The sequence below is a fragment of the Desulfosporosinus youngiae DSM 17734 genome (assembly GCF_000244895.1).
GTDB classification, from domain to species: domain Bacteria; phylum Bacillota; class Desulfitobacteriia; order Desulfitobacteriales; family Desulfitobacteriaceae; genus Desulfosporosinus; species Desulfosporosinus youngiae.
Genome location: NZ_CM001441.1, coordinates 3,377,329 through 3,403,444, shown reverse-complemented (window position 1 = coordinate 3,403,444; position 26,116 = coordinate 3,377,329). Strand labels below are relative to the sequence as shown.

The following is a 26,116-nucleotide window of genomic DNA, read 5'->3' as shown; positions in this document are numbered from 1 at the left end:
GAAGGAATTAAGGATGATTAAGGAGATCAATGTAGAAGAACTTCAGACTTTAGACAAGCCGATTCTGATTGATGTGCGTTCTGAGGGGGAATACGCTGAAGCAACCATTCCCGGTGCCGTGAATCTGCCTCTTTTTAATAATCAAGAACGTGCTGAAATTGGTACGACATACACACAAGCTTCACCCGGTTTGGCCCGGGAACTTGGTTTAAGTATAATTAGTCCGAAACTTTCCGGCCTGGTCAAACAGGTAGAAGAACTTGCGAAAAAAGGTCCACTGGTTCTTTTTTGCTGGAGAGGCGGCATGCGGAGCAAATCTCTGGCGACGGTAGCCGATTTGATGGGTATTCCTATTTACCGTTTGCAGGGAGGATATAAAGCCTATCGCAGTCAAGTCGTTGAGTTTTTTCAAAAGAAACTTCCGTTTCAGGTTGTAGTGCTCCGGGGAAATACGGGAGTTGGAAAAACTGAGTTTTTGCGCCGTTTAAGGGCTGAAGGGTATCCGGCCATAGATCTGGAGAAGCTTGCCAATAACCGGGGATCTGTTTTTGGGGCCATGGGTTTAGGGAATCCGCCGTCCCAAAAAAAATTTGAAGGATTATTGTTTGAGGAACTTGCAACTCTTGGAGAATTTTCTTATATTATTGTAGAGTGTGAGAGTAAACGAATCGGAAGAGTAACCTTGCCGCCCAGTTTCTTTTCAGCGATGCAAGAGGGAATTCAAATCCTCCAATATGATTCCATAAAAAATCGGGTTCAACGACTTATCAATGAGTATACTTCTGTGCCTGATGCCTTTCAGGAAATTAGTGTGGCCTTGGAGAGGCTGATAAAAACATTGGGGCATGTGAAAGTCCAAGAATTACGGACGTTATTGGAATCGAATTGTCTGGAAGAGTTTACGGAGCAATTACTGGTGGACTATTATGACAAACTTTATGCTTATCCAAATGAACCAAGTTCCGACTATGCGTTTTATATAAACTATGAAGAGCCGGTGAAGGCGCTAAGGGAGTTGGAGTGCTATCTTGATGAGAAGGTGGCCCAACAAGGCGGAAAATCTTCTGTATCTAGAGTACGATATTCAGCAAAATAAACCGGGATTACTTGGCGCTGTCTCAACCTTGATTGGAATGCTGGGTATTAATATTCTAACAGTTACCGGGATCGAAGATATTAGCCGGGGGCTTCTATTAGAGACTCATTCGCAGAGGAAATTAAAAGCTTTATATGAAGTGCTTAATGAAGTAGAAGCTATTAAAGTGACGGCCTTTCGACAGCCCACCTTATTAGACCGGATTGCCCTGCGTCATGGAAAGCGTTTGGGTATGGCGGAAACTAATCCGCCAACTTATCGCTTTGTTCGTGAAGAATTAGGTGTGCTGGTTGACTTTTTAGGAGATACTTTATTAGAAGGCGGAAATCATGTCATTGGGATAAGGGGTATGCCTCGTGTTGGTAAAACAGAAGCAGCTATAGCAGCCTGTGTGTATGCCAATAAACGGTGGATATTATTGTCTTCGACAATCATTCGTCAAGCATTACGAACCGAGTTATTACTTGATGAAGCCAAGAACAGTATTTTTCTGATTGATGGTATTACAAGTACTACGCGCGGAAATGATGCACATTGGTCCTTAATAGAGAAGACCCTGCAAATGCCGACGATTAAACTTATCGAACATCCGGACATTTTTATGCGGGATGGGCGTTTTGAAGTTGACTTTGATTTTATTATTGAAATCCGCCATCATGAAGAAGATGTGATTCGTTTAGAGGATATCTCTATGAGTTTCACAGCATTCGATATGAGTTAACAGAGATAGAAAGGGGGTTTTAGCAATGGCAGGAGAAGGTCAAATGCTTCGGACCGCTCGGGAAGAAAAAGGGTGGAGCTTATTAGAGACTGAGGAAATCACCAAAATACGTGTTCGCTATATTCAGGCTCTGGAAGAAGAGGAATATGGAATAATCCCCGGGGCTACTTATGTGAAGGGGTATTTGCGAACCTATTCAAAACAATTGGGTATAAATCCAGATGAGATTATTGAACTTTACAGTTCTTCAATTAAGCCGGAGCCTGCACCTGTCATTGAAATACCGGACAGGATGGTTAAATCTCACTCATTGCGGGTCAGGCCGGTGATTATAGGAAGTATGGCTTTAGCGGCAATTGCCTTGGCAATCGGCATCAAAATTTGGTACCAACCGGAGGGAAGTGTTCCTGATCCTGGGTATACCTCACCGCCCATGATTAGCTCCCCGAATACAGAGACAACCCCTCCTCCCGCGACCTCACCTGAAACGCCTGGCAAAAGTTCACCTCCGGATGTGGTAGCCTCTCCTCAGGATGGCTTAACAGCACAGCTGGTTTTTACTCAAGCCTGCTGGATTGAGATAAAAATCGATGGACAGGCACCTTTTCAAGGAACGTTCGCAGCCGGAACAAGTAAAGAGGTTAAAGGTATCGATAAAATTGAGCTGGTCTCGATTGGGAATGCAGGAGGACTTACAGTTACATTGAATGGTAAAGCTATGCCGAGTTTAGGGAAACCCGGCGAAGTTCTCCGCAATGTTGTTTTAACAAAAGAGACTTTGAATAAGCTTTGATTAATTTAGTTGAAAAATTATAAAGGAGAGTTTAGTTTGGCTAAAGATTCTTCATTCGATATTGTTTCCAAAGTAGACATGCCCGAGGTTACGAATGCGGTACAACAGGCGCAGAAAGAGCTTGCCCAACGGTTTGATTTTAAAAACAGCAAGTCGTCCATAAAGCTTGAGGGAGAAAAGATAATTTTGGTCTCTGATGATGATTTCAAGTTGACTAATGTGGTTGACATTCTAGAGGGAAAACTCGTCAAACGAGGAGTCTCATTAAGAGCCTTAGACTATGGAAAGCCTCAGGCAGCGGCCGGTGATACAGTAAAGCAGGAAGTTAAGTTAGTTCAAGGGATTGCCCAGGAAAAGTCAAAGTTAATGATTAAGGCTTTGAAAGATAGCAAGCTAAAAGTTGTAAGTTCAATTCAGGGCGAAGAGATCAGAGTGTCTGGCAAGAATAAAGATGATCTGCAAGCAGCGATTGCCCTTTTGCGCAAAGAGGACTTTGGAATTGAACTTCAGTTTATTAATTTCCGATAAGGAGTAAAGTTCATAGGATGTAAAATGCTTGGCAATTTGCCAAGCATTTTTATGGAACAGGTTAGGTGGCTAATGCTTCATAGTTTGATATATTTCGCCGGAGATAACAAATTTAAAGGAATTCGTCGAACCGATATTGAATAGTAATTAATAATTAATTAACGGGTAGGGAAAGGAAAATTTACAATGGAGAAATCAACCTACATTGGTTTGATAGCAGCGGTCATTGCCATCGGTGCCGGAATGGTCCTGAAAGGTGCTAGCCTTTCGGCTTTGCTGAACCCCGCTGCAATTTTAATTATTTTAGGGGGTACCGTGGCATGTATATTTGTTGGTTTTCCAATGGAGGACCTGAATAAAGTACCAAAGCTCTTTAAGATAATGTTTACTACCCAAGCATTGGTCTCAAAAACTGAGCTGATTAATCAGATCGGCGAATGGGCAACGATCAGTCGGCGAGAGGGCTTGCTTTCCCTGGAAAGCAAGGCAGAGGAGGTTGAAGATGAGTTTCTGAGAGAAGGAATGCGCATGGTCATTGACGGGAATGACCCGACGTTTATTCGTGAAGTCCTTATGGAAAATATTACATCAATGGAGGAGCGGCACAGACAAGGTGCGCTTATCTTTACTCAGGCAGGAACTTATGCACCGACCCTGGGAGTTCTGGGTGCAGTCGTAGGCTTGATTGCCGCCTTGGGTAATCTTAATGAAATAGAGGCATTAGGACATTTGATTTCCGCTGCTTTCGTGGCAACCTTGCTGGGTATTTTTACGGGTTATGTCTTGTGGCATCCTATGGCCAATAAATTAAAGCAAAAATCTAAAAAAGAGGCACTGCTCAAGACGATGATGGCAGAAGGGCTCTTAGCCATTCAAGCAGGTGAGCCTGTATTGTCCATTAACCAACGATTAGCAGTCTTCCTTACTCCGACTGAACGCAAAGTTATGAGGGTTGATAAACTTGAACAAGCATAAAAAAGAACACCATGAAGAACACGCAGATGAAGCATGGTTACTCCCCTATGCAGATTTGTTAACGTTATTATTGGCATTATTTATCATATTATTTGCATCCAGTCAGGTTGATGAAAAAAAATATGCTCAGATTATGCATGGCTTGAACAGTGCTTTCAATGGGGGGATCAATGTTTTTGAGGAATCAAATAGCATATCAATTGAGGATATTCCGGCTAAAGATATTAAAAACATTCATGATTATGGCCAAGACCAAGCCCTGGATAATCAAATAAACAGAGAAAAACAGGATATGGAAGCCATTAAGAAAAAGCTTGATCTTTTTATTTCGGAAAACGGCCTGACTATGCAACTTCAGACTAATGTGACAAGCGATATGCTGAAGATCACGATTCAAGATTATGCTTTATTTGATTCAGGAATGGCTGTCGTAAAACCAGAGGCTCAAAAACTGGCTTCGGTCATTTCAGACATGCTAAGCATGTATCCAGGTTACAAAGTTGAAGTAGCTGGGCATACTGATAATATCCCGATTAAAAATCACGAATTTGATTCGAATTGGGATTTAAGCTCAAGACGGTCTTTGAACTTTATGAAATATCTGTTGAATTCCAATGACCTTAATCAAGCTCGATTTCGTTCCATTGGATATGGTGAGTATCAACCGATTGCCAGCAATGAAACGCCGGAGGGCCGTGCAAAAAACCGGCGCGTTGAAGTGAATATTATTCGAAATACCATAGAAGCTAAAGCTATTATTCCATGATCCAACCGGTGTTGTTGACTATAGAAAGGGGAGACTATGCGTACACGAAATTTTTTGCCTATGAATCGACGGGATATGGAGACGGTTGGCTGGAATGAACTGGATTTTCTTCTGATTACCGGAGATGCCTATGTGGATCATCCGAGTTTTGGGATTGCTATTATCGCTCGTGTTCTGGAAAAGCACGGTTTCCGGGTGGGAATTGTGGCTCAGCCTGATTGGAAGAATCTTGAGGATTTCCGGGTGATGGGAAAACCCCGCTTGGCTTGTTTGATATCCGGCGGGAATCTGGATTCTATGGTCAATCACTATACAGCGGCTAAGAAAAAACGACATCAAGACGCTTATTCTCCCGGCGGAGAATCTGGTCTGCGTCCCGATCGGGCTACTATTGTCTATGCAAATCGGGTCAGGGAAGCTTTACCCGGTATTCCAGTGATTATAGGAGGGATTGAAGCTTCCTTGAGACGCTTTGCCCATTACGATTATTGGAGCAATGAGGTTCGAAGGTCCATTCTTTTGGACAGTCAGGCGGACTTATTGGTCTTTGGCATGGGAGAAACGTCGATCGTAGAGGTTGCGGAACGTCTTAATAACGGGGAACAGATTGACCAGATATGGGATGTAAGGGGTACTATGGTACCTTTGAGAGGAGAGGCCGTACCCCATGATGCCCTGGTTCTTCCGGGCTTCGACGAAGTCCTTAAGGATAAGAAAAAATATGCTGAAGCTTTTTGGGTGCAATATAACCAACAGGATCCTTTTTTAGGAAAGCCTATGGTTCAAGCTCATGGACGAAAAAGCGTGCTGCAAAATAAGCCTGCACTTCCTTTAACCCAAGCCGAAATGGATGCTGTTTATGCCCTGCCGTTTATGGGAACCTATCATCCATCCTATGAGGAACAAGGGGGAGTCCCGGCTATAGAGGAAGTAGAGTTTAGTTTGACCAGTGTGAGAGGATGTTTTGGGTCATGCTCTTTTTGTGCCTTAACTTTTCATCAAGGGCGCATCATTCAAAGCAGAAGCGCAGAATCAATTACCAGAGAAGCAGAGAAAATGACTTGGAATTCCCGCTTTAAAGGATACATCCATGATGTAGGGGGTCCGACGGCCAACTTCCGGCGTCCGGCCTGCAAGAAACAATTAACCAAGGGAGCTTGTTCACACAAACAGTGTCTATTTCCTGAGCCATGCGCTAATTTGGAAAATGATCATGAGGAATACATTGATCTCTTGCGTCGTTTGCGTAACTTACCAAGGGTGAAAAAAGTATTCGTTCGTTCCGGCATCCGTTATGATGCGGTGTTGGCCGATCGAAAATCCAAATTTATCCGCGAACTTTGCGAGCACCATGTCAGTGGTCAATTAAAAGTTGCGCCTGAACACGTTAGTGATACGGTTCTGAACCTAATGGGCAAACCAGGCAAGGGTGTGTATGAAGAGTTTGTGCAGGAGTTCCGCAAGACGAATGAGAGATTAGGAAAAAAACAATACCTTGTGCCTTATCTGATGTCCTCACACCCTGGAAGCACGCTTAAAGAAGCCGTCGAACTGGCGGAGTATGTTCGGGACATGGGCGTGAATCCTGAACAAGTACAGGATTTTATTCCAACCCCAGGAACCCTTTCTACTTGCATGTATTACTCCGGTTTGGATCCCAGGACGATGCAAGCGGTTTATGTCCCCCGCAGCATGCATGAGAAGGCTATGCAGAGGGCTTTAATTCAGTACCGGAATCCCAAAAACTATGCCTTAGTTGAAAAAGCTTTACGTGCAGCACATCGTGAAGATCTAATTGGGCATGGACCAAAGTGTCTGATACGGCCTGGAAATTATGGGCGTGATGATCAGAAAGAGACTGGTATCGGGAGAGCTAAACGTCCAAGACGATCCGGCATGAAGAAAAAGGATGCTTGGGGTAAGGATGTCCAAGCCAAAGATACGCCGGTCAAAGAACAGTCAGGAAAGGCCAATAAAGATAGATCAGGAAAGTCAGGCCGGTTCAGGGATATCAGGAATGCTGAAGCACCTCATAAAAGCACAGCAGGCAAATCAGAGCGCTCAAAGAATGCCGGGAGTCTGAAATCCCCGCCAACGAAGATAAAACCTAAAGCTAAACAAAAACGAAAATAACCAAGACGAAACGCGGGGACAGGTGCACTGTTTCGCCGAAAGGCAAAACAGTACCCTGTCCCCGCGTTTTGTATTATGTCCACTCACCGAACTCATCGATGAGTGTATCTTCAACCTCATCCAGAATAATTCTCCCTAATTCTTTAAGGTGTCCATCTTCGGACCATTCCAGAAAATCTTCGTAGGTTAAGTTTGGTTCATCATAATAGAATTTCAGAAAGGAAAACCAAATCCCTTCCGTGCGGCTATCTTCCTCATAACGAAGCAGGTAGTATTCGGAATCCTCAAGTTTGCTGCGGAAAAGGATAGCCTGGCCGGGTACGATCTGTACGACCCGAGCATCTTCGTACTGCCGGTTGACAAACTGAAGAGTAAAGGCTTGTAAAGCAAGTTCGTCCGTCGTCTGATCCAGGGCGGTCTGGTCTGGCTGGGTGCCTGAATCCTGAACGGGTATTTCTTTGTCCTGCCAGGTATAAGTCGTTTCCGTTGCTTGTGTCTCTTCCATCTGTTCCGCAATGGTTTCCAGACGGCGGGAAACAACTGGAGGAAGAGAAAATTCCTGACAGTAAGCGGATCTGCAATGGTAGACGGGAACCTTATCTATGCGCCCTACGCCGTGGGCTAGGTCGATGGGAACCGTTCGAGCGGTTAAATATCCTATATCCCCACAACCGCATGTGTCCATAGGTTCTATGGTTTCATTTTCGTCAAACACACCTGACACCTCACAAAGCTTGATGGAACTTAATTCGCCAATATTAATGACAGTTCCTTTAAACCCTTATACATTAAATGTAGCCATTTAACGCAAACTTTACACAGAGCCAATTTTAAGACGTTTCGATAATCTAACCAAGACTATTAATGAAATAAGGGGAATGTTATGTTTAGAAAAAAAGAAAAGTTTTTAACCTGCTTACTATGGATGGTATTAGTTCTTGCCCTTGCCGGGTGCGGAGACAAGACTCCGGGTACGCCGGCAGGACAAGAAAACACCGGGAAAGCAAGTCTGACGGGGTCGGGCAGTTCGTTTGTCTATCCTCTCTTAAATCAACAAATAGAAGAGTACCGCAAGCAAAATCCAAACATTACGATTAACTATCAGAGTACGGGCAGCGGCGCAGGGATTAAGCAAGTTTCAGAGCAAACCATCGATTTTGGAGCAACCGATGGATTAATGACAGATGACCAGCTTAAGGCAGCAAAAGGCGGTAAATTATTACACATTCCCTTGACATTGGGGGCTGTAGCCGTCACCTATAATCTTCCCGATGTACCAAAGGATTTAAAAATTAGTCCTGCGGTGCTGGCGGACATTTTTCTGGGGAAAATTACAAATTGGAACGATCAAACCATTGCAGCGGATAATCCGGGTGTATCTTTGCCGGATGCAAAAATTACAGTGGCACATCGTTCTGATGGGAGCGGCACAACCTATATATTTTCAGATTATCTTAACAGCATCAGTCCGGAATGGTCAAGCAAGGTAGGCAAAGGGACTTCATTAAATTGGCCGGCGGGGCTTGGCGGCAAAGGGAATTCCGGTGTTGCCGGTGTTATTCAGCAAACCTCCGGAGCAATCGGATATCTGGAGCTAGCCTATGCTGTACAAAATAACTTGCCCTATGCCATGCTGAAAAACAAAGAAGGAAAATGGATAGCTCCTAATCTTCAATCAACATCTGCGGCCGCAGCCGGAGCAACCATTCCAGATGATATGAGAGTATCAATCGTCAATGCTCCGGGACCTGATGCTTATCCCATTGCCGGCTTTGCCTGGGCATTACTATATCAGGATCAAACGGATAAAGCCAAAGGTGCAGCATTAGTTAATTTCATAAATTGGGCTATTCATGATGGGCAGGCTCTTGCTGAAGGGCTGCACTATGCAAAACTGCCCGGGGATTTAGTTGGTCGTGAAGAAGGGATGCTTAAATCGATCACGTTTCAGGGGCAGCCTTTATTGAAGTAAAGGCTGAATGAGGACGGCGAAAGGATCAGAGAATATGAGTAAGACACATAAACTTACAGCTTCGATAGGGGATCAAATTTTGAGATTCCTGACACTCTTAATGGCTATGGGTGTCTTGGTACTCATGGTTTGGATGGGCTGGCAGACGTACGATGGGGCACGCCCAAGCATTCAAACATTTGGACTTGGCTTCCTTACCAGCCGTGTTTGGGACCCGGTAAAGGAACAATTTGGAGCGCTTCCCTTTATATATGGAACATTAGTCACTTCTCTGCTGGCCTTGCTCCTGGCGGCCCCAATTGGTCTGGGAGTAGCAATTTTCTTGAATGAAATGGCTGAGTCGAGGTTTCGTGCTGTGGTTGGTTTTTTAGTAGAGATGCTGGCTGCGATTCCCAGTGTTGTCTACGGATTATGGGGGATTTTTGTCCTGGCCCCCTGGCTTAAGGAAACGGTTGAACCTGGGCTGGCTAAGTGGTTAGGGTTTATCCCACTCTTTCAGGGTACTCCTGTCGGCTTTGGTATGTTAGCCGGAGGATTGATTCTGGCAGTGATGATTTTGCCTACGATTGCGGCCATCTCCAGAGAGGTGATGGCCGCTGTGCCTGATATGCAGCGGGAAGCTGCTCTGGCTTTAGGAGCAACAAAGTGGGAGATGATTCGGGTAGCCGTGCTGCCCTATGCCAAATCAGGCATTATGGGGGGAATTATGCTTGGTTTAGGCCGGGCACTAGGTGAGACGATGGCTGTAACAATGGTCATCGGTAATCGCCCTGATATCCTTCCCTCCTTATTTGCGCCTGCTTATTCTATGGCAGCGGTAATTGCCAACGAGTTTACGGAAGCTACATATGACCTTTATTTAAGTGCACTCGTTGAAATAGGGCTGATATTATTTGGAATCACTCTCGTTCTTAATTTTTTTGCCCGACTTCTTGTTTGGTCCGTAGCGCGTGGTCCGAAGGGAGGCAGCCTTGTATGAATGATGTTTTCCGTAAATATCGGAATTATCTGATGCTGGGTGTCTTTATTGCAGCGACCATTATTGCCTTGATTCCACTGTTCGGAGTCCTTGGTTATGTTTTGAAAAATGGGTTGAGTGCCTTGAATATGCAGTTTTTTGTCAGTTTACCTAAAGCAATGGGTTTGCCGGGAGGAGGCATGGCCAATGCCATTGTAGGTACCTTGATCATGGTTTTGCTTGCCAGCCTGATTGGTATTCCAATGGGTATCCTTGCGGCAATTTATTTGACAGAATATGATCGCCACAGTTGGCTGAGTACAGCTGTTCGTTTTGCAACCGATGTTCTAACGGGAATCCCCTCAATTATTGTCGGAATTGTTATATATACGGCAGTGGTTTTGAAAATGGGGAATTTTTCGGCTCTGGCCGGAGGGCTTGCTCTGGCAATTATTATGATCCCCTTAATCATTCGATCGACGGAGGAAATGTTAAAGCTTGTTTCTCATTCAATCAGGGAAGCAGGTTATGCTTTGGGAATTTCTAAAGGGAAAACTATTTTGCGAATTGTATTGCCTACCGCTGCCAAAGGAATTATCACTGGGGCGATGCTGGCAGTAGCACGTGTGGCCGGAGAAACAGCTCCTTTGTTATTCACCGCCTTAGGCAACCAATATTGGGCACGCTCTCTGAATGAACCGACAGCTTCTTTGCCGGTTCAAATCTTTCAGTATGCTACTTCTCCCTATAAAGAGTGGCACCAACTGGCTTGGGCAGGATCTTTAGTATTGATACTAATGGTGATCATTTTGAATTTAGCGGCACGGTTTGCATTTCGGTCTCGAAGCAGCTAGGAGGGGGGAGTACGGATGAGTCATAGCTTAAGTGTTCGTCAGCTGGAAGCCTGGTATGGGTCTAATCAGACCCTGAAAGGCATAAATATGGAAATTATATCGAATCATGTGACAGCGATTATTGGTCCGTCGGGGTGCGGGAAATCAACCTTTGTCCGCTGTATTAATCGTATGCACGAGACACTGTCAGGTGCGAAGGTTAAAGGGGAAATTATTTTAGACGGTAAAAGCATTTATGAGCAAGACCCTGTAGTGTTGCGGAAAATGGTAGGGATGGTATTTCAAAAGCCTAATCCCTTTCCTTCCATGAGCATCTATGAGAATGTCGTTGCCGGAGTCCGGCTTAATGGGATGCGGGACAAGCAAACCTTACAAGGCATCGCGGAGAAAAGTTTGCGTATGGCAGCTTTGTGGGATGAAGTAAAAGACCGTTTAAATTATTCAGGCATGAGCTTGTCAGGCGGACAACAGCAGCGCCTTTGTATTGCCAGAGCTTTAGCAGTAGAACCGTCTGTTTTGCTCATGGATGAGCCGGCCTCGGCCTTAGATCCCATTGCGACCTTGCACATCGAGGAATTAATCAGGCAGCTGAAAGAAGATTACACCATCCTCATTGTAACCCACAATATGCAGCAGGCAGCGCGAATAGCAGATTCCACCGCATTTTTCCTTAGTGGGGAACTGATAGAACATGGACCGACTTCGGGTATTTTTACCAATCCGAAGGATAAGCGGACAGAGGATTACATAACGGGTCGTTTTGGATGATGAAGGAGGGAAAAAAATGCGTCAGTCGCTAAATGAAGGACAGCTTGTTTTAATACAACGGCTTAAAGATATGGGAGGGGAAGTTGAGCGCATTCTTCAGGGGTGTATGCAAACCTTGATAACCCTAGACCGGGGACAGGCAGAATTTTGGATAACAGAGGATCAGAAAATCAATGATTATGAACGTCAGGTCGATGATGAATGTGTACGTTTAATCGCTACCCAGCAGCCGGTAGCCAAGGACTTGCGGAAGATTATTTCAGCTATGAAAATATCGACGGATCTGGAACGGATGGGGGATCTGGCCATTGATATTGCTAAGATTGTACGTAGAATAGAAGGGCCCTTATTAAAAGAGCTGGTTGATATTCCCCATATGGCCGAAAAGGCTCTGGCAATGATGAAACAAGGCCTGGAAGCCTACGCTGGGGAGGATATGGAACTTGCCCATGATTTGGCCGTTCAAGACGACCAAGTGGACAAACTTTATAATAAAGTTTTGCGGGATTTGTTAATTATCATGACAGAAAATCCGGACGTCTTGGATCAAGGCATGTACTTAGCGTTTGTAGGCAGATATCTTGAACGGTTCGCTGATCATGCCACCAATATCGGAGAAAATGTCATCTATATTGCTACGGCAGGGAGACAGGACTTAAATAAATAATTCGGCCTTGAGGCGGCGCGGCAGATAGTTTAACTACAATATTTTTTGACCTTGTTGAGGTGTTGGTTTATACTAATAAAAGCAGACCAATGATATGAGGTGTAACGTTGACTAAGAAAGTTGCAGTTGTCACTTTGGGATGTCCGAAAAATCAGGTGGACAGCGAAGTAATGTCAGGATTACTGGCCCAAAATCACATATTTATCGAAAACCCTGAAGAAGCGGATGTTATTATTGTAAATACTTGTACTTTTATTCAATCTGCCAAGGAAGAATCCATTGAAGCGATTTTTGAAATGGCGAGTCTTAAGAAAACCGGTGCTTGCCGAACCCTGATTGCGACGGGTTGTCTGGCTCAGCGCTATGGTTCCGAATTAATGCAGGATATCCCGGAATTAGATGGTGTGCTTGGAACAGGAAATATTGATGAAATTACCAAACTAGTTGAGACTGCCGAAGGATCACGAACCTCTTTGATCAAAGAAGGCGCGCCGGATTTTCTCCACACTGAGCAGATGGCGAGAATTCGATCTACGCCGGATTATTTAGCTTATGTCAAGGTTGCAGAGGGCTGTGATAATTACTGCACCTATTGTGTCATTCCTTATGTCCGCGGACATTTTCGCAGTCGCACGGAGGAATCGGTGATACTCGAAGTACAGGAGATGGCTGCTCAGGGAGTTAAGGAAATCCTTGTTATGGGGCAAGATACCACGCGCTATGGGCAGGATCTCTATAAGGAACTCCGTCTTCCTCAACTCATTCGCAAGCTGGCAGGCATTGAGGGAATCGAATGGATTCGCTTGATGTATTGCTATCCGGAGCGTTTTACCGATGAATTGATCGAAACTATGCGGCAGGAACCAAAAGTCTGCAAATATATTGATTTGCCCTTACAACATGCGGACAATAAGATCCTGAAAGATATGAATCGGCGCGGTACCATAGAGCAAGCCGAAACGTTGATCGAAAAATTACGGACGGCTATGCCGGAAATAACCATTCGAACGACCATGATCACTGGTTTCCCGGGTGAAACTGAGCAAGAATTTCAAACGATGGTTGATTTTATTCAACGGGTTCAATTTGACCGGCTTGGAGTGTTTTCCTATTCTCAGGAAGAAAATACGCCGGCGGGTCAAAGAGAGGATCAGATTCCACCAGAGGTTCGCGAACAGCGCAGAGATCATATAATGCAAATACAACAATCCATATCCCGGCAGCGGCTGCGGCGATGGCTTGGCCGGGTTGTAACCGTGCTGCTGGAAATGAAACTACCGGATGGACGGTGGATGGGGCGAACAGAAGGGGACGCTCCTGAAATTGACGGGCAGGTCTATATCCCTGATACTCAGACCTCACTAAATGTGGGAGATATGATCAAAGTTCGCATTATTGAGGCGGATAACTACGATTTAATGGGAGTGGTTGTCTCGTGAATTTACCCAATCGCTTAACTCTAGCCCGGATTATATTAATACCGGTGTTTATGAGCTTTTTACTGCTGAAGGTCCCTAAAGGTTATACTCTGTTTCCCCATCAAGACCTAGTGGCGGCTGTGATTTTTATCCTGGCTGCTGCTACAGATGGTTTGGATGGCTATATTGCTCGCAGGCGGAATCAGGTTACGAACTTGGGCAAATTTATGGATCCCTTAGCTGATAAACTCTTGGTTTCCGCCGCACTCATTTCTTTAGTTCAGCTTGGAGAGGTGACAGCCTGGATTGCCTGGATCATCTTAGCCAGAGAGTTTGCGGTGACAGGATTGCGGGCTATTGCAGCGGTGGACAGGGTTGTAATTAGCGCCAGTAAACTTGGTAAAATTAAAACGATTACTCAAGTCATTGCGATTTCCGCAATCCTTCTGAAGGATTGGCCTCTTTCACTCATTGGTATTCATATTGGTCAGCCCCTGTTGTACATAGCCCTGTTTTTCACAGTTATTTCGGGGTTTGATTATTTGCTTAAATCACGTAAATTGCTGCGCAAGTGAACTAGGGGATACAAATTAGAGAGAATCAAGTGCATATTTACGTTATTGCTGTGTTTACAGAAACGGGTGCCATTCATAAGATTGGCGCCCATTTTGATACTATCTGCCTGATTATTCCTCATTTGGTTATAGAATAGTTTTTCTGTGTGATATACAACGTGCTATAATGTCGATATAGCATGAAGTGTAGCAAATGGAGGAAAATGTTATGACAAATCGCCGAATACTGCTAATCAGCTTTGTTGGACTTCTAATATTTGGACTGCTATTAGGGGGCAAAATTGTATATCAGAAAAAGTGGGTCGATGTTTCTATTTTAAATCAGAGTCAGCAAATTCCCGGTGTGGTTTCTGCTAAAGTTGTTAATAAGAATAGTCTGAAAGAGATGGTTGTGGAGACTGATCAGCTGACCGGCCTTCGTAAAGCCAGTCAAACACTTGCAGAGGTCGCGGATAATGTCCCGATACGATTCATCGATCGAAGAAATAGCTCTCTTGAGAAATTATTTGGGCAAATTCAGTTTGCCCTACAAGAGGGAATTGCACGTGGGAATTTTACGGAAATGGAACAAAGTGTTAGAAATCAAGCTGAAAAGGCAGGCGTACAAATAGAATTAGAAATGGATAGTGATGCTATCTATGTGATCCTTAATCAAGAGCAAGCTCAATTGATTGAGGTGATTGAACGGAATGGGCAAAAGAAGTTTCTGCCGACTGAAGAAGGATGATAGATATTACGTAAGAGAGGGAGAACGTTCGTATGAAATTAGACGTCTTAATAGGTCTGGCTATAGGGGTTTTTGCCTTTTTGATGGTTATGGGATATAACGTGTTCCCGGTAGGTCTGCTTTTTGTGACTGCTTATGTTGTTTGGAAGTTTGTCCTTTCCCGTCAAATCGTAAAAAACGGCAACGGAGTAGCCATAGCCACCTCGGGGGTTGATTTCGAGGATATTGGAGGACAAAGCGTCGCTAAAAAGGAATTGCAGGAAGCTCTGGACTTTCTATTATACTCAGATCGCATGAAAGCCTTAGGAATTCGTCCCTTAAAGGGAATATTATTATCCGGTCCAACGGGGACCGGAAAAACCTTATTAGCCAAAGCAGCGGCAAGATATACAAACTCAGCATTCCTTTCGGTATCAGGGAGTGAATTTGTGGAAATGTATGCCGGTGTGGGAGCGGAACGTGTACGGGGCTTGTTTCGCAGAGCACGTGAAATGGTACGCAAGGAAAAGAAGTCCAGCGCGATTATTTTTATCGATGAAATGGATATCTTAGGGGCCAAGCGTGGAAGTAATGTTTCCCACCATGAATATGATCAGACCCTTAATCAACTTTTAATAGAAATGGATGGCTTGAAAGTAGATCAAGGTCCTCATGTCCTTGTCATGGCTGCAACCAATCGCCCGGAGGCCTTAGATGCGGCATTGCTTCGTCCGGGGCGGTTTGACCGGCAGGTGAAAGTAGACCTTCCTGATAAAGAAGGACGTCTGGCTATCTTGCAAATTCACACCAAAAATAAGCCCTTAGCTGAAGAGGTTAGTTTGGAAGAAATTGCCCACGAAACATTCGGTTTTTCAGGTGCTCATTTAGAGAATGTCACCAATGAAGCAGCTATTCTCGCTTTGCGTGAGGAGGCTGAGGAGATTAATAAGCGCCACTTACATGAAGCTGTCGAAAAAGTGATGTTGGGAGAAAAACTTGACCGGAAACCAACCTCTGAAGAATTACGCCGTATTGCCATCCATGAGAGCGGGCATGCGATCCTTGCCGAAACAGTTCGTCCAAACTCCGTTTCGCAGATATCGATCCGCTCAAGGGGAAACGCTTTAGGCTATGTCCGGCATTATCCAAAGGATGATTTGTATCTTTATACACAGGTAATGCTGGAAGAACAGATTATGGTTGCTTTAGCGGGAGCATTGGCAGAAGAGCAGATTTTAGGTACACGGAGTACCGGAGCAGCGGGTGATTATGAACAAGCCTTAAATCTTGTGGAGAAGATGCTTCTTGCAGGAATGTCTTCTTTGGGAGTTACAGATGTCTCCCTCTTAAATGCGGATAAACGCCAGGCTGTTACCAAGGATATCCTGGCGGAACTTGAAGAACGGACGATGAAGATTATTGAGAACAACCAACAATCCTTATTAGGGATCACTGAGATTCTTGTGGCTGAAGAAACCTTAACTGGCGATACTTTGCGAACCTATCTAAAAAACGCAGCCTGAAAAAATCCTCCGATAGCTGAGATTATCAGCTATCGGAGGATTTTTTCTATACTAATTTAGGCTTAATCCTCAGATGGGAGCCAAAATGGCATGAAGCCCAGCATAACTTAAATTTAATAGTTTGCTCGCGAAAGAAGGATATTTTCGAGCTGGATCAGAAATAATTAATCAAGAGAATGGTCGTAGTTCGATGTCAGACAGTCTAAGTTAAAACTACAAATATTTAACATGAACTACGTATTTGCGTTGACTATGGGAGAGTGATAAACTATATGAAGGCTGAAATTGTCTCAACTGGGACTGAGTTATTACTTGGAGAAACCCTTAATACCAGTGCTCACTATTTGACGGGAAAACTGTCGTCTATAGGTATTGAAGTAGATTATCATACGACCGTAGGGGACAATTCCCAACGCTTAGAGCAGGTTTTGCACCAGGCGATCGAACGTTCTGACCTGGTCATTACCACAGGGGGATTAGGCCCTACTGCAGATGACTTAACCAAGGAACTGGTTGCCAAAGTTTTAGATTTGAAGATGGAAATGGATTCCTCAAGTTTAGAACAAATTAAGCAGTTTTTCGGTCGCAGAAAAGCTCCGATGCCTTCCAGCAATGAGAAACAAGCTCTTTTCCCTCAAGGCTCAAAAATTTTACCGAACCCTATAGGAACTGCCCCTGGTGCAATCATAGAAAAAAATAATAAGATAATTATTATATTGCCTGGTCCTCCCTTTGAAATGGAACCTATGTTCAATAACTATGTGTGGCCGGAATTAGCGGAGATCTCCGGATCGAATGCCGAGCGGATGAATGAGCGTGTCCTGAAGGTTTTTGGAATCGGGGAATCGGCCATTGAGAAAGTACTCGCTGAACTGATGGATCTGCCGAACCTGACTGTGGCCTTATTAGCTAAACGGGCAGAAATGCATATTCGTTTGGTGGCGAGAAGTTCGGAAATGGAATCCGGTCAGGCTGCAAAGATTCTGGATGACGTTGAACAGGAAATCCGACGCCGTTTAGGAAATAAAGTATTTGGTAAGGATCAAGAGACAATGATGGGGATTGTCGGACAGGCACTAAGTCATCAGAATCTTACTATTTCGACGGCAGAATCGTGCACGGGAGGTTTACTTGGTGCTGCACTGACCCAGGAGCCGGGAAGTTCCAGCTTCTATTTAGGCGGAGTTGTGAGTTATTCTAATTCTTTAAAACAAAGTCTTCTGGGAGTTGGTGAGGAAAGCCTGAAAGCATTCGGAGCGGTGAGCGAAGAGGTTGCTAAGGAAATGGCAGAAGGAATCCGTTCCAGGACGGGATCAGATCTGGCTGTCTCAACGACCGGAATAGCAGGGCCTGACGGAGGCAGTGATCTAAAACCAGTGGGGCTTGTTTATATCGGTATCGCCACGTCCGAGGGGGTTCATGCGGAAAAATTTCAGTTCTACGGTGAACGGGAGTCTGTTCGTCAGTTGACTGTCCAAGCTGCCCTTAATAAAGTACGCCTATATGTTAAACAGTGAAAGGAGATTACAATTAGGTGATGGTTGAACGGTTACATACCTTTGGAGATATACAGTTAAGCAAACAACTTTTACAGGCACTTTCAGAGATGGGGTTTGAAGAGCCTTCTCCCATTCAAAAACAGGCCATTCCGGTTGCCCTTGACGGTGTCGACCTAATCGGTCAGGCTCAAACAGGAACCGGTAAAACGGCTGCTTTTGGAATTCCCATTACGGAAAAGGTTAATTCAAAATTCCAGGCGGTGCAAGCGCTGATTGTCACGCCTACCCGGGAACTGGCAATCCAAGTTTCTGAGGAGATCGCGAAACTCGGCAAGTACAGGCATGTAAAGCCATTGCCGATTTACGGCGGGCAACCTATTGACCGCCAGATCAGAGCCTTGAGGATGGGATATCAAGTCGTCGTAGGAACTCCCGGACGCTTGTTAGATCATTTAAATCGCGGCACACTTCGTCTCCAGCATGTGAAAATGGTGGTTCTTGATGAAGCTGACGAAATGCTGGATATGGGCTTTATTGACGACATAGAGAGTCTGCTGAGAGAGGTGCCTGAAGAAGGTCGTCAGGTTCTGCTTTTTTCAGCAACTATGCCTCCGGGAATCCGAAAATTGGCCCAGACCTATATGAATGCTCCCCGCTCTGTAACAGTTAGCCGTGATGAACTAACCGTTCCGCTCATTGATCAGGTTTTCTATGAGACCAGGGAAAGTATTAAAGTAGATGCTTTAGGCCGGATCATTGATACGGAGGATATCGGGCAGGGCATCATATTCTGCCGTACCAAACGGGGGGTCGATGAGTTAGTCGTTTCCCTTGAAGCCCGGGGATATTTTGCCGATGCCTTGCATGGAGACTTAAGCCAACAACAGCGGGACCGGGTCATGAAGAGGTTCAGAGATGGAAAAACTGAATTATTAGTGGCCACGGATGTTGCGGCCCGGGGCTTGGATATCAATAACGTCACCCATGTTATTAACTTTGATATTCCTCAGGATCCGGTATCCTATGTGCACCGGATAGGACGAACCGGGCGTGTCGGGCGCAAAGGTCAGGCAATAACTCTGATTTCTCCAAAGGAATACCGCCAGCTGCGGCTGATTGAGAATCTTATTAAAACCAGAATTCGCAGGCAAGAGCTGCCCTCATTGGCTGATATAAGCGAACGTCAAGCAGAAAATCTTAAGCACCAACTTATTAAGCTGATGCAAAGCAACCGTTTAGGCAGCTATCGTGCGATTGTCGGAGACTTGCTTCAGGAATATGATTCCATGGATGTGGCTGCTGCTGCCTTGAAATATGCCATCGAGGGAGCAAGTGTGGATGAATTGGAAAGTAAGGATTCTGATGAGCGTCTTTTTGGAAATACAGGTGCAGCAGCAGGAATGGTCCGCTTTTTTATAAATATAGGCAGAATTCAACAAATCCGTCCTCAGGATATTATCCGTTGGATTGCTGATCAAAGCGGAATTTCCGGGAGTTGTATCGGAACCATAAATATTTATGATAAGTTTACCTTTGTGGAGATACCGGAAAAATATGCTTCCCGGGTTCAGAGCTGTATGCATCAGACAATGATTAAAGGGCGTAAAGTGAGTGTTGAGCCGGCGAAGGTACGTGAAATCTGAGTTTTGAGCGTTAATCTGCGGTTCCTTTAGAAAGCTAACCTTGACTGGGTTAGCTTTTTAAATAGATTAGGCTTTTATGCCGTATGGCGGCGTTAGTGATAAATGAAAGATTTATTAATTTTTCAAAGTAGCCTGCCATGCCGCTGATGCGACACCAGCAGAGGATGAAAAGGAGCTGTGTCCAGGTCGGGCAGCTTCTCCCACATCCTGTAAGAAAAGCTAATTCGTGCGAAGACAGTGTCTTCGTCACTCAGCACTCCGAGGCTCGCCCACTTACCGGCGCGGGAGCTACCTTCAGCGGATAAGTCTTCTTTGGAGATTGCCGCTTCGGCGAAAGTGTCCACCGGACACTTTCGTGCCAAACCTCTGGGTAATACCTTGTAAGATAAGTATAGGGTTTGTGGTTAAAACCTCTCCATGCGATGAGTTCACTCCTGTGGGAGAAGCTGCCTTCCTTTGAGGTCTACAGATTCTTTGAATGTTTTTGGGGTGTTTTTCAGAGTAGAAAGTTTTTGGGGTGCCATCATAGGGTACCCTTTTACTTGCTAATCGATATAGCGGCCATGCTTGTCCCAAAATCTCAAAATCCCAAACGTTTGGGATTTTGAGATTTTGGGACAAGCATGAAAGTCTTGGCGTCAGCCGAGTTTTCTAAACGTGGGGGCAATTCATGCATCCCCACTGATGGCTTATTTAACCTATGTTCACAAAGAATTCTCCCACCTCGTTAGGTGAGGGATGAATTTGCGATATCTTCTTGTTATTTGTTGTACCTATTATATAATTACAATCAGTAGTAATTTCTGGAAGGCTGATGGCTTGGGGGAAGAAGGAATTTCCCCTTCTAAGAAAACAGTTACGGAAGGAATACTTTTGATCAAGAAGTTTTTGCTTGGTGACAACGGGTGGAGTTCCCATTGAAGTATTAAGAGATATATTGAAAATTAAGGGGGTGATAAGGTGTGAACAAGGCTTATAATTTTAGGTTGTATCCAACTAAGGAACAGGAACTATTATTTGCCAAAACATTTGGCTGTGTAAGGTTCGTCTACAACAAAATGTTAGAGGAACGAATTGAGCTATACGAGCAATTCAAAGATAATGAAGCTGAACTGAAGAAGTATAAGTCACCGACTCCTGCTAAATATAAGGCTGTATTTGTCTGGCTAAAAGAAGTTGATTCCCTAGCCTTGGCAAATGCGCAAATGAATTTGCAAACTGCCTACAACAACTTCTTTAGAGATAAAAGTATTGGATTCCCAAAGTTCAAAGCTAAACATAGAGATAAGAATTCTTACACAACCAATAACGTCAACAACAATATTAGGTTTAGAGATAAGCAAATCAAACTTCCAAAGCTTGGTTTTGTTAAGTTGAAACAACACCGCGAAATACCCGGCAATCAAATTATTAAGTCTTGTACCATATCTAAATCACCCTCTGGCAACTATTATGTGAGTATCTTGGTTGAATTCTTTCAAGATGTACAACCAATCTCTCCAACAAGGGAAAATGTTTTAGGGTTAGACTTTGATATGAAAAACCTTTATACAGATAGCCAATGTGAGAGGGCAGAGTATCCAAGATTCTACCGTAAAGCATTAGAGAAACTTGCAAGAGAGCAACGCAAGTTAGCCAAGTGTACCAAGGGAAGCAAGAACCGACGTAAGCAAAGGGTCAAAGTTGCCAAGGTGCATGAAAAGGTTGCCAATTGCAGAAAAGATTTCCTCCATAAGAGGTCAAGAGAATTAGTGGAGAGCTATGATGCAATAGTAATTGAAGACTTAAATATGAAAGCCATGAGCCAATGTTTGAATTTCGGAAAATCAGTCGGTGACAATGCTTGGGGCATGTTCACGACATTCCTAAAATACAAGCTAGAGAATGAAGGAAAATTATTAGTCAAAGTTGATAAATGGTTTCCTTCCTCCAAAGCCTGTCATTACTGTGGTGAGATAAACAAGGAGTTGGAACTGTCCGATAAAGAGTGGACTTGTTCCAACTGTGGATGCACGGTTGATCGAGACTATAATGCCTCTAAAAATATCAGAGACGAAGGGTTGAGACTACTTGCCTTGACAGGATAAGTTAGCACTCAAAGAACCGTAGGGATTACGGGGTTAGCCTGTTGATACTCCTAGCAATAGCTAGGTTGAGCAGGAAGCACCCACCTCTTAGGTGGTGTGTAGTTCACTCCATAAGAATGTAAAATAGTTTGTTTTATTGTCGGCAGCGGAATAAACAAATTGACAAGTGTTAAGGCGGGCATCTATAATAAGAACCGAACAGACGTTTTGCTGAGAAATTAGATGCTAAATGCGTTATATCCAAGATGAGGAGGATAATAGAATGGCCGAAACGAATAAGCTGAAGGCACTTGACAATGCACTTGCCCAGATTGAAAAGCAGTTCGGTAAAGGTTCGATCATGAAACTTGGGGAATCTACGGCGGATAGGTTTATCGATGTTATCCCTACGGGTTCTTTGGCGATAGACCTTGCCTTAGGAGTTGGAGGGGTGCCGCGGGGACGGGTCATCGAAATTTATGGACCGGAATCTTCAGGAAAAACAACCGTAGCCCTTCATATTATTGCTGAAGCTCAGAAATTAGGTGGTGCTGTTGCCTTCATTGATGCTGAGCATGCCCTTGATCCGGTCTATGCCAGAGCATTAGGTGTTAATATTGATGATTTGCTCGTAGCTCAGCCGGATACAGGAGAACAGGGCTTGGAAATCTGCGAAGCCCTGGTGCGCAGTGCCGCGGTAGATGTGGTTGTTGTGGACTCCGTAGCGGCTTTAGTTCCCCGTGCCGAGATTGAAGGGGAAATGGGGGATAATCATGTCGGCTTGCACGCCCGGCTCATGTCACAGGCTTTACGTAAGTTGACAGGGTCTATCAGTAAGAGTAATACCTGCGTGATTTTTATTAATCAAGTTAGGGAAAAAATAGGGGTTATGTTTGGTAATCCGGAGACAACTACGGGTGGCCGCGCTTTGAAGTTCTACGCCTCAATTAGAATGGAGATACGTCGCCAGGAGGCCATTAAACAAGGCCAGGATGTTATCGGCAATAAAACCCGGGTTAAAGTTGTCAAGAATAAAGTTGCGCCGCCCTTTAAAACAGCTGATTTTGATATTATGTACGGAGAAGGTATTTCCCGGGAAGGCAGTCTTGTCGATATAGGTACAGAATTTGAGGTCATCGCGAAATCGGGGGCTTGGTATTCGTATAATGGAGAGCGGTTAGGGCAAGGTCGGGAGAATGTCAAAGAACACCTCAAGCAGCATCCGGAAATAGCCCTTGAAATAGAGCAAAAGATCCGGGCCAACTTGGCTCCTGCAGCCGCCCCAACTTCTCCGGATGAAGATGGTACCTTTGACGAAATCTAAACCTCGCAAAAGCGCTAAGGAAACTGCGCTTGATTTATTATCCCGCCGGGCACTGACTCATTACGAATTAGAGACACGTCTTAAGGATAAAGGCTATGAAAGCTCGGAAATTGATGAAGTGTTGGCAACGATTCTGGAATGGGGCTATCTAAACGACCAGGAACTGGCTCTTAGGTATTCTGAGAGCCGTCTTAAGCGTTATCCCCGGCGACGGGTTCAACGGGATATGCAAAATAGAGGATTGGAGCCTCAATTAATTGAACAAGCCCTGGGAGAAACCTATTCCAGTGATGATGAGCTGGAGCAATGCCAAACTCTCGCCGAGCGTTGGTGGGTACAAGAGAACAAGCGCTGGGAACATAGAAATACAGCGGATAAGACAAAGGAAACGACTCCCCGTGAACTATGGCTCCGGCAAAAGATTGCCCGGAAGCTTATCCAACGGGGGTATCCCTCAGACATGGTACGGAATGTACTTTATAGTATTCAACAGGATAAAAATGAAGATAATTGAGATATAGACTGATTGCATAGAATTTACCGATTTAGGACAAGCTTGACATTGATTGCAATTGATATTAAAATCTTAACAGAGACCTGTCTCTGTTAAGATTTAACCTTTAAAGGTTTTCTTATAGATTTCGTTGTAGTTAGCTCTAAAATATGGGTTTTTTTGACTAGCGAGCGAGAGTTGTAGGAAACAGGATAAGATGCCTGTTTTAAAGGTTATGCTTAAAGTGACTGGTTTTGGAACCAGTTTTTTTTATGCAAATAATAGAGTTTAAAGTTGATTAACAAAGGAGGTGTATAGACGTATGATGGAACTTATTATTACCGGATTGATCTCCATTTTAGTGGGATTAGGTATAGGCGTTTCAGTCGGTTGGCTTTTTCGTAAAAATACTGCAGAAAAGACTATCGGATCTGCAGAAGAAGAAGCAAAACGAATTGTTGAAAACGCTCATGCGGCCGCTGAAAGTAAGAAAAGGGAATCTGTGGTGGCGGCTAAAGAAGAAGTCATGCATATTCGCAATGAAGTAGAGAAAGAAACCCGCGAACGACGCAATGAACTTCAACGGTTAGAGCGGCGCCTGCTCCAAAAAGAAGAGAGTTTAGACCGTAAAATCGAGTCATTGGAACGCAAAGAGGAAAATCTGCACCGTAAAGAAAACGAAGTGGAACAGCTAAAAGAAGAATTGAATCAGATCGTTGGCAAGGAACAAGCTGAACTAGAACGTTTATCAGGCATGACATCGGAAGAAGCCAAACAATTGTTACTTAAACGCGTCGAAGAAGACGTTCGCTATGAATCTGCAATTCTGATTAAGGAAATTGAGACTCGTGCCAAGGAAGAAGCTGAGAAAAGGGCAAAGAATATTATTGCCTTAGCGATACAGCGATGCGCAGCGGATCATGTAGCTGAAACGACGGTATCCGTGGTAGCATTGCCAAGCGACGAAATGAAAGGACGGATTATTGGCCGTGAGGGACGCAATATCCGTACCTTAGAAACCATGACAGGGATTGATCTTATCATTGATGATACTCCTGAAGCTGTAATCTTGTCAGGATTTGACCCAATCCGCCGGGAAGTTGCTCGTATTGCCCTTGAAAAACTGATTGCTGATGGCCGCATTCACCCAGCGAGAATAGAAGAGATGGTGGAAAAGGCTCAGAAGGAAGTTGATCAAAAGATTCGTGAGGAAGGGGAACAGGCGACGTTTGAGACGGGTGTGCATGGGTTGCACCCTGAGCTGATACGTTTGCTTGGCCGGTTAAAATTCCGAACAAGTTACGGACAAAATGTCTTGAAGCACTCGACAGAAGTCTCTCATTTAGCCGGATTAATGGCAGCTGAGTTAGGTGTCGATATTCAACTTGCTAAACGCGCTGGTTTGTTGCATGATATCGGTAAGGCAGTGGATCACGATATGGAAGGGACTCATGTGCAAATCGGGGTCGACATGGTAAGAAAGTATAAGGAATCCAGTGATGTTACTCATGCCATTGAAGCACATCATAACGATGTTGAACCCAAAACCATCGTAGCAGTACTTGTGGCTGCTGCAGATGCAGTTTCTGCTGCCAGGCCGGGAGCTCGCAGAGAAACCCTTGAAACCTATATTAAGCGCCTTCAAAAACTCGAAGAGATTGCTGAGAGTTTTGAAGGAGTTGAAAAATGTTTTGCTATTCAAGCCGGGCGGGAAGTTCGCATTATCGTTAAACCCGATAAAATCGACGATGTGCTCGCTCCGCGTGTTGCTCGTGAGATCAGTAAGCGAATAGAAGAAGAACTTGAGTATCCGGGACAAATTAAGGTTGTCGTTATCCGTGAAACTCGGGCAGTTGACTTCGCGAAATAATTATTTATTGTAAAATGTTTGATCAGGCGATCCAGAGGGTCGCCTGATTTTTGTATTTGCTGCCAGAAAGCTAGAACCTGGGTCGTTTATTTTCTGGCAGGTCAGTTTTCGCCAGCCGGTTTTCTACTCTGTGAGGGTCTATCCATAAATGACCAGTTCAAATCAGCGGAGTCAGAGCAGGAGTTTGCTTCCCAATGCCGAATAGTAGTTTGATAGACAGCGTAAAAGAGAGGGCGAAAACAAGGATGTTAAGTAATTTGACCTATAAAGATGGAGGGCGTTCACAGGATGGAGTTGGATTATTGACTTCGATCCTAATGAGATATTCTGAGGTAGGATCAGTACATTATTGGCGTGAACAACATGCCTTAAAGTTTACATTTATGGTTACTCAGGCTCAAGATGATGCGACTGTCCAAGACTTTCTGCAACCCGCTATAGAATTTTTCCATCAACTTGAGGGGCAGAGGATGCGAATGTTTGCTATTGCCTGTCGAAATGAGGAAGGCTTTTGTATGATTACCATAACTCGTGATGTTGATAGTATGAGTCAACGTGAAGTGGGACTTATTGTTGAGCTTTTAAAAAGGAATTATAAACACCAATTAGTGTATGATGAAATTTACCTGCCTGAAGATGAACAAATTTATCAGGAAGAAATAATAACTCAGATGCTGTCTTCCATTCAGAGCAAGGAAATAAATAAGAATGTTGTTGCGTTGCGGGAAGAAGGAAAAGTATTAGTTTTCAAAAACTAGTTCCTTTAGC

At 44.3% G+C, this 26,116-nt stretch carries 24 protein-coding genes; 23 read left to right on the top strand and 1 reads right to left on the bottom strand.

The genetic code is table 11. The annotated features are described in order from the left end of the window. Nucleotides 1-13 precede the first annotated feature (13 nt). From mnmH to DESYODRAFT_RS15830, 7 genes are all read left to right on the top strand, one after another. Nucleotides 14-1,096: a tRNA 2-selenouridine(34) synthase MnmH gene (gene mnmH, locus DESYODRAFT_RS15860; protein WP_007784655.1), complete on the top strand. Its 1,083-nt coding sequence runs from the start codon at nt 14-16 to the stop codon at nt 1,094-1,096. After that, nucleotides 1,032-1,817: a DUF3388 domain-containing protein gene (locus DESYODRAFT_RS15855; protein ID WP_007784654.1), complete on the top strand. Its 786-nt coding sequence runs from the start codon at nt 1,032-1,034 to the stop codon at nt 1,815-1,817. The genes mnmH and DESYODRAFT_RS15855 overlap by 65 nt, the downstream gene beginning before the upstream one ends. Nucleotides 1,818-1,842: 25 nt before the next feature. Further along, nucleotides 1,843-2,610, top strand: coding sequence for a helix-turn-helix domain-containing protein (locus DESYODRAFT_RS15850; RefSeq protein ID WP_007784653.1), 768 nt, complete (start codon nt 1,843-1,845; stop codon nt 2,608-2,610). A 36-nt stretch (nt 2,611-2,646) separates the two neighbouring features. Then, a complete protein-coding gene (locus DESYODRAFT_RS15845) occupies nt 2,647-3,138 on the top strand; it encodes a YajQ family cyclic di-GMP-binding protein (protein WP_007784652.1) in 492 nt (163 codons plus the stop codon). A gap of 186 nt (nt 3,139-3,324) precedes the next feature. Then, nucleotides 3,325-4,113 carry a flagellar motor stator protein MotA gene (gene motA / locus DESYODRAFT_RS15840; RefSeq protein WP_007784649.1) on the top strand — a complete coding sequence of 263 codons (789 nt, stop codon included), beginning with the start codon at nt 3,325-3,327 and terminating at the stop codon, nt 4,111-4,113. Further along, the gene (locus DESYODRAFT_RS15835; RefSeq protein WP_007784648.1) at nt 4,100-4,879 is read left to right on the top strand and encodes a flagellar motor protein MotB; all 780 of its coding nucleotides are present in this window, start codon (nt 4,100-4,102) and stop codon (nt 4,877-4,879) included. Before motA ends, DESYODRAFT_RS15835 begins: the two co-directional genes overlap by 14 nt. A 36-nt stretch (nt 4,880-4,915) precedes the next feature. Next, nucleotides 4,916-7,012, top strand: a complete 2,097-nt coding sequence (locus tag DESYODRAFT_RS15830) for a YgiQ family radical SAM protein (RefSeq protein ID WP_007784645.1) — start codon at nt 4,916-4,918, stop codon at nt 7,010-7,012. A 73-nt stretch (nt 7,013-7,085) separates the two neighbouring features. Here the strand turns inward: DESYODRAFT_RS15830 and DESYODRAFT_RS15825 are convergent, their stop codons facing one another. Beyond that, nucleotides 7,086-7,727 (bottom strand): hypothetical protein, encoded by a 642-nt coding sequence (locus DESYODRAFT_RS15825; RefSeq protein ID WP_007784643.1) that lies wholly within the window; start codon nt 7,725-7,727, stop codon nt 7,086-7,088. A gap of 168 nt (nt 7,728-7,895) precedes the next feature. Between DESYODRAFT_RS15825 and pstS the strand changes: the two genes are divergently transcribed. The 16 genes from pstS (at nt 7,896) to DESYODRAFT_RS15745 (ending at nt 26,106) form a co-directional block, all read left to right on the top strand. Further along, on the top strand, nt 7,896-8,984 hold the full coding sequence (pstS, locus tag DESYODRAFT_RS15820; protein WP_007784642.1) for a phosphate ABC transporter substrate-binding protein PstS: 1,089 nt from the start codon (nt 7,896-7,898) through the stop codon (nt 8,982-8,984). A gap of 34 nt (nt 8,985-9,018) precedes the next feature. Further along, complete coding sequence (gene pstC, locus DESYODRAFT_RS15815; protein ID WP_007784640.1) at nt 9,019-9,963, top strand: phosphate ABC transporter permease subunit PstC; 945 nt, start codon at nt 9,019-9,021, stop codon at nt 9,961-9,963. After that, a complete protein-coding gene (gene pstA, locus DESYODRAFT_RS15810; RefSeq protein WP_007784638.1) occupies nt 9,960-10,796 on the top strand; it encodes a phosphate ABC transporter permease PstA in 837 nt (278 codons plus the stop codon). The genes pstC and pstA overlap by 4 nt, the downstream gene beginning before the upstream one ends. 15 nt (nt 10,797-10,811) lie before the next feature. After that, the gene (gene pstB / locus DESYODRAFT_RS15805) at nt 10,812-11,564 is read left to right on the top strand and encodes a phosphate ABC transporter ATP-binding protein PstB (protein WP_007784637.1); all 753 of its coding nucleotides are present in this window, start codon (nt 10,812-10,814) and stop codon (nt 11,562-11,564) included. A 16-nt stretch (nt 11,565-11,580) separates the two neighbouring features. Beyond that, nucleotides 11,581-12,231 carry a phosphate signaling complex protein PhoU gene (gene phoU, locus DESYODRAFT_RS15800; protein WP_007784635.1) on the top strand — a complete coding sequence of 217 codons (651 nt, stop codon included), beginning with the start codon at nt 11,581-11,583 and terminating at the stop codon, nt 12,229-12,231. Between the two features lie 107 nt (nt 12,232-12,338). Beyond that, nucleotides 12,339-13,670 (top strand): 30S ribosomal protein S12 methylthiotransferase RimO, encoded by a 1,332-nt coding sequence (rimO, locus tag DESYODRAFT_RS15795; RefSeq protein ID WP_007784634.1) that lies wholly within the window; start codon nt 12,339-12,341, stop codon nt 13,668-13,670. Further along, nucleotides 13,667-14,224, top strand: a complete 558-nt coding sequence (pgsA, locus tag DESYODRAFT_RS15790) for a CDP-diacylglycerol--glycerol-3-phosphate 3-phosphatidyltransferase (RefSeq protein WP_007784633.1) — start codon at nt 13,667-13,669, stop codon at nt 14,222-14,224. Before rimO ends, pgsA begins: the two co-directional genes overlap by 4 nt. A 208-nt stretch (nt 14,225-14,432) precedes the next feature. Next, on the top strand, nt 14,433-14,951 hold the full coding sequence (locus tag DESYODRAFT_RS15785) for a hypothetical protein (RefSeq protein WP_007784632.1): 519 nt from the start codon (nt 14,433-14,435) through the stop codon (nt 14,949-14,951). A gap of 32 nt (nt 14,952-14,983) precedes the next feature. After that, nucleotides 14,984-16,453, top strand: a complete 1,470-nt coding sequence (locus tag DESYODRAFT_RS15780; RefSeq protein ID WP_007784631.1) for an AAA family ATPase — start codon at nt 14,984-14,986, stop codon at nt 16,451-16,453. A gap of 272 nt (nt 16,454-16,725) precedes the next feature. Further along, the gene (locus DESYODRAFT_RS15775) at nt 16,726-17,970 is read left to right on the top strand and encodes a competence/damage-inducible protein A (RefSeq protein WP_007784629.1); all 1,245 of its coding nucleotides are present in this window, start codon (nt 16,726-16,728) and stop codon (nt 17,968-17,970) included. Nucleotides 17,971-17,987: 17 nt separating this feature from the next. Continuing rightward, entirely contained in the window at nt 17,988-19,595 is a 1,608-nt protein-coding gene (locus DESYODRAFT_RS15770; protein WP_007784628.1) for a DEAD/DEAH box helicase, read from the top strand. Between the two features lie 962 nt (nt 19,596-20,557). Beyond that, nucleotides 20,558-21,682: an RNA-guided endonuclease TnpB family protein gene (locus tag DESYODRAFT_RS15765; protein ID WP_007784627.1), complete on the top strand. Its 1,125-nt coding sequence runs from the start codon at nt 20,558-20,560 to the stop codon at nt 21,680-21,682. 262 nt (nt 21,683-21,944) lie between these two features. After that, nucleotides 21,945-22,985 carry a recombinase RecA gene (gene recA / locus DESYODRAFT_RS15760; protein WP_007784625.1) on the top strand — a complete coding sequence of 347 codons (1,041 nt, stop codon included), beginning with the start codon at nt 21,945-21,947 and terminating at the stop codon, nt 22,983-22,985. Further along, entirely contained in the window at nt 22,963-23,499 is a 537-nt protein-coding gene (locus tag DESYODRAFT_RS15755) for a regulatory protein RecX (RefSeq protein WP_007784623.1), read from the top strand. The genes recA and DESYODRAFT_RS15755 overlap by 23 nt, the downstream gene beginning before the upstream one ends. A 301-nt stretch (nt 23,500-23,800) precedes the next feature. Beyond that, a complete protein-coding gene (rny, locus tag DESYODRAFT_RS15750; protein WP_007784621.1) occupies nt 23,801-25,348 on the top strand; it encodes a ribonuclease Y in 1,548 nt (515 codons plus the stop codon). A 194-nt stretch (nt 25,349-25,542) separates the two neighbouring features. Continuing rightward, a complete protein-coding gene (locus DESYODRAFT_RS15745; protein WP_007784619.1) occupies nt 25,543-26,106 on the top strand; it encodes a hypothetical protein in 564 nt (187 codons plus the stop codon). Nucleotides 26,107-26,116 lie beyond the last annotated feature (10 nt).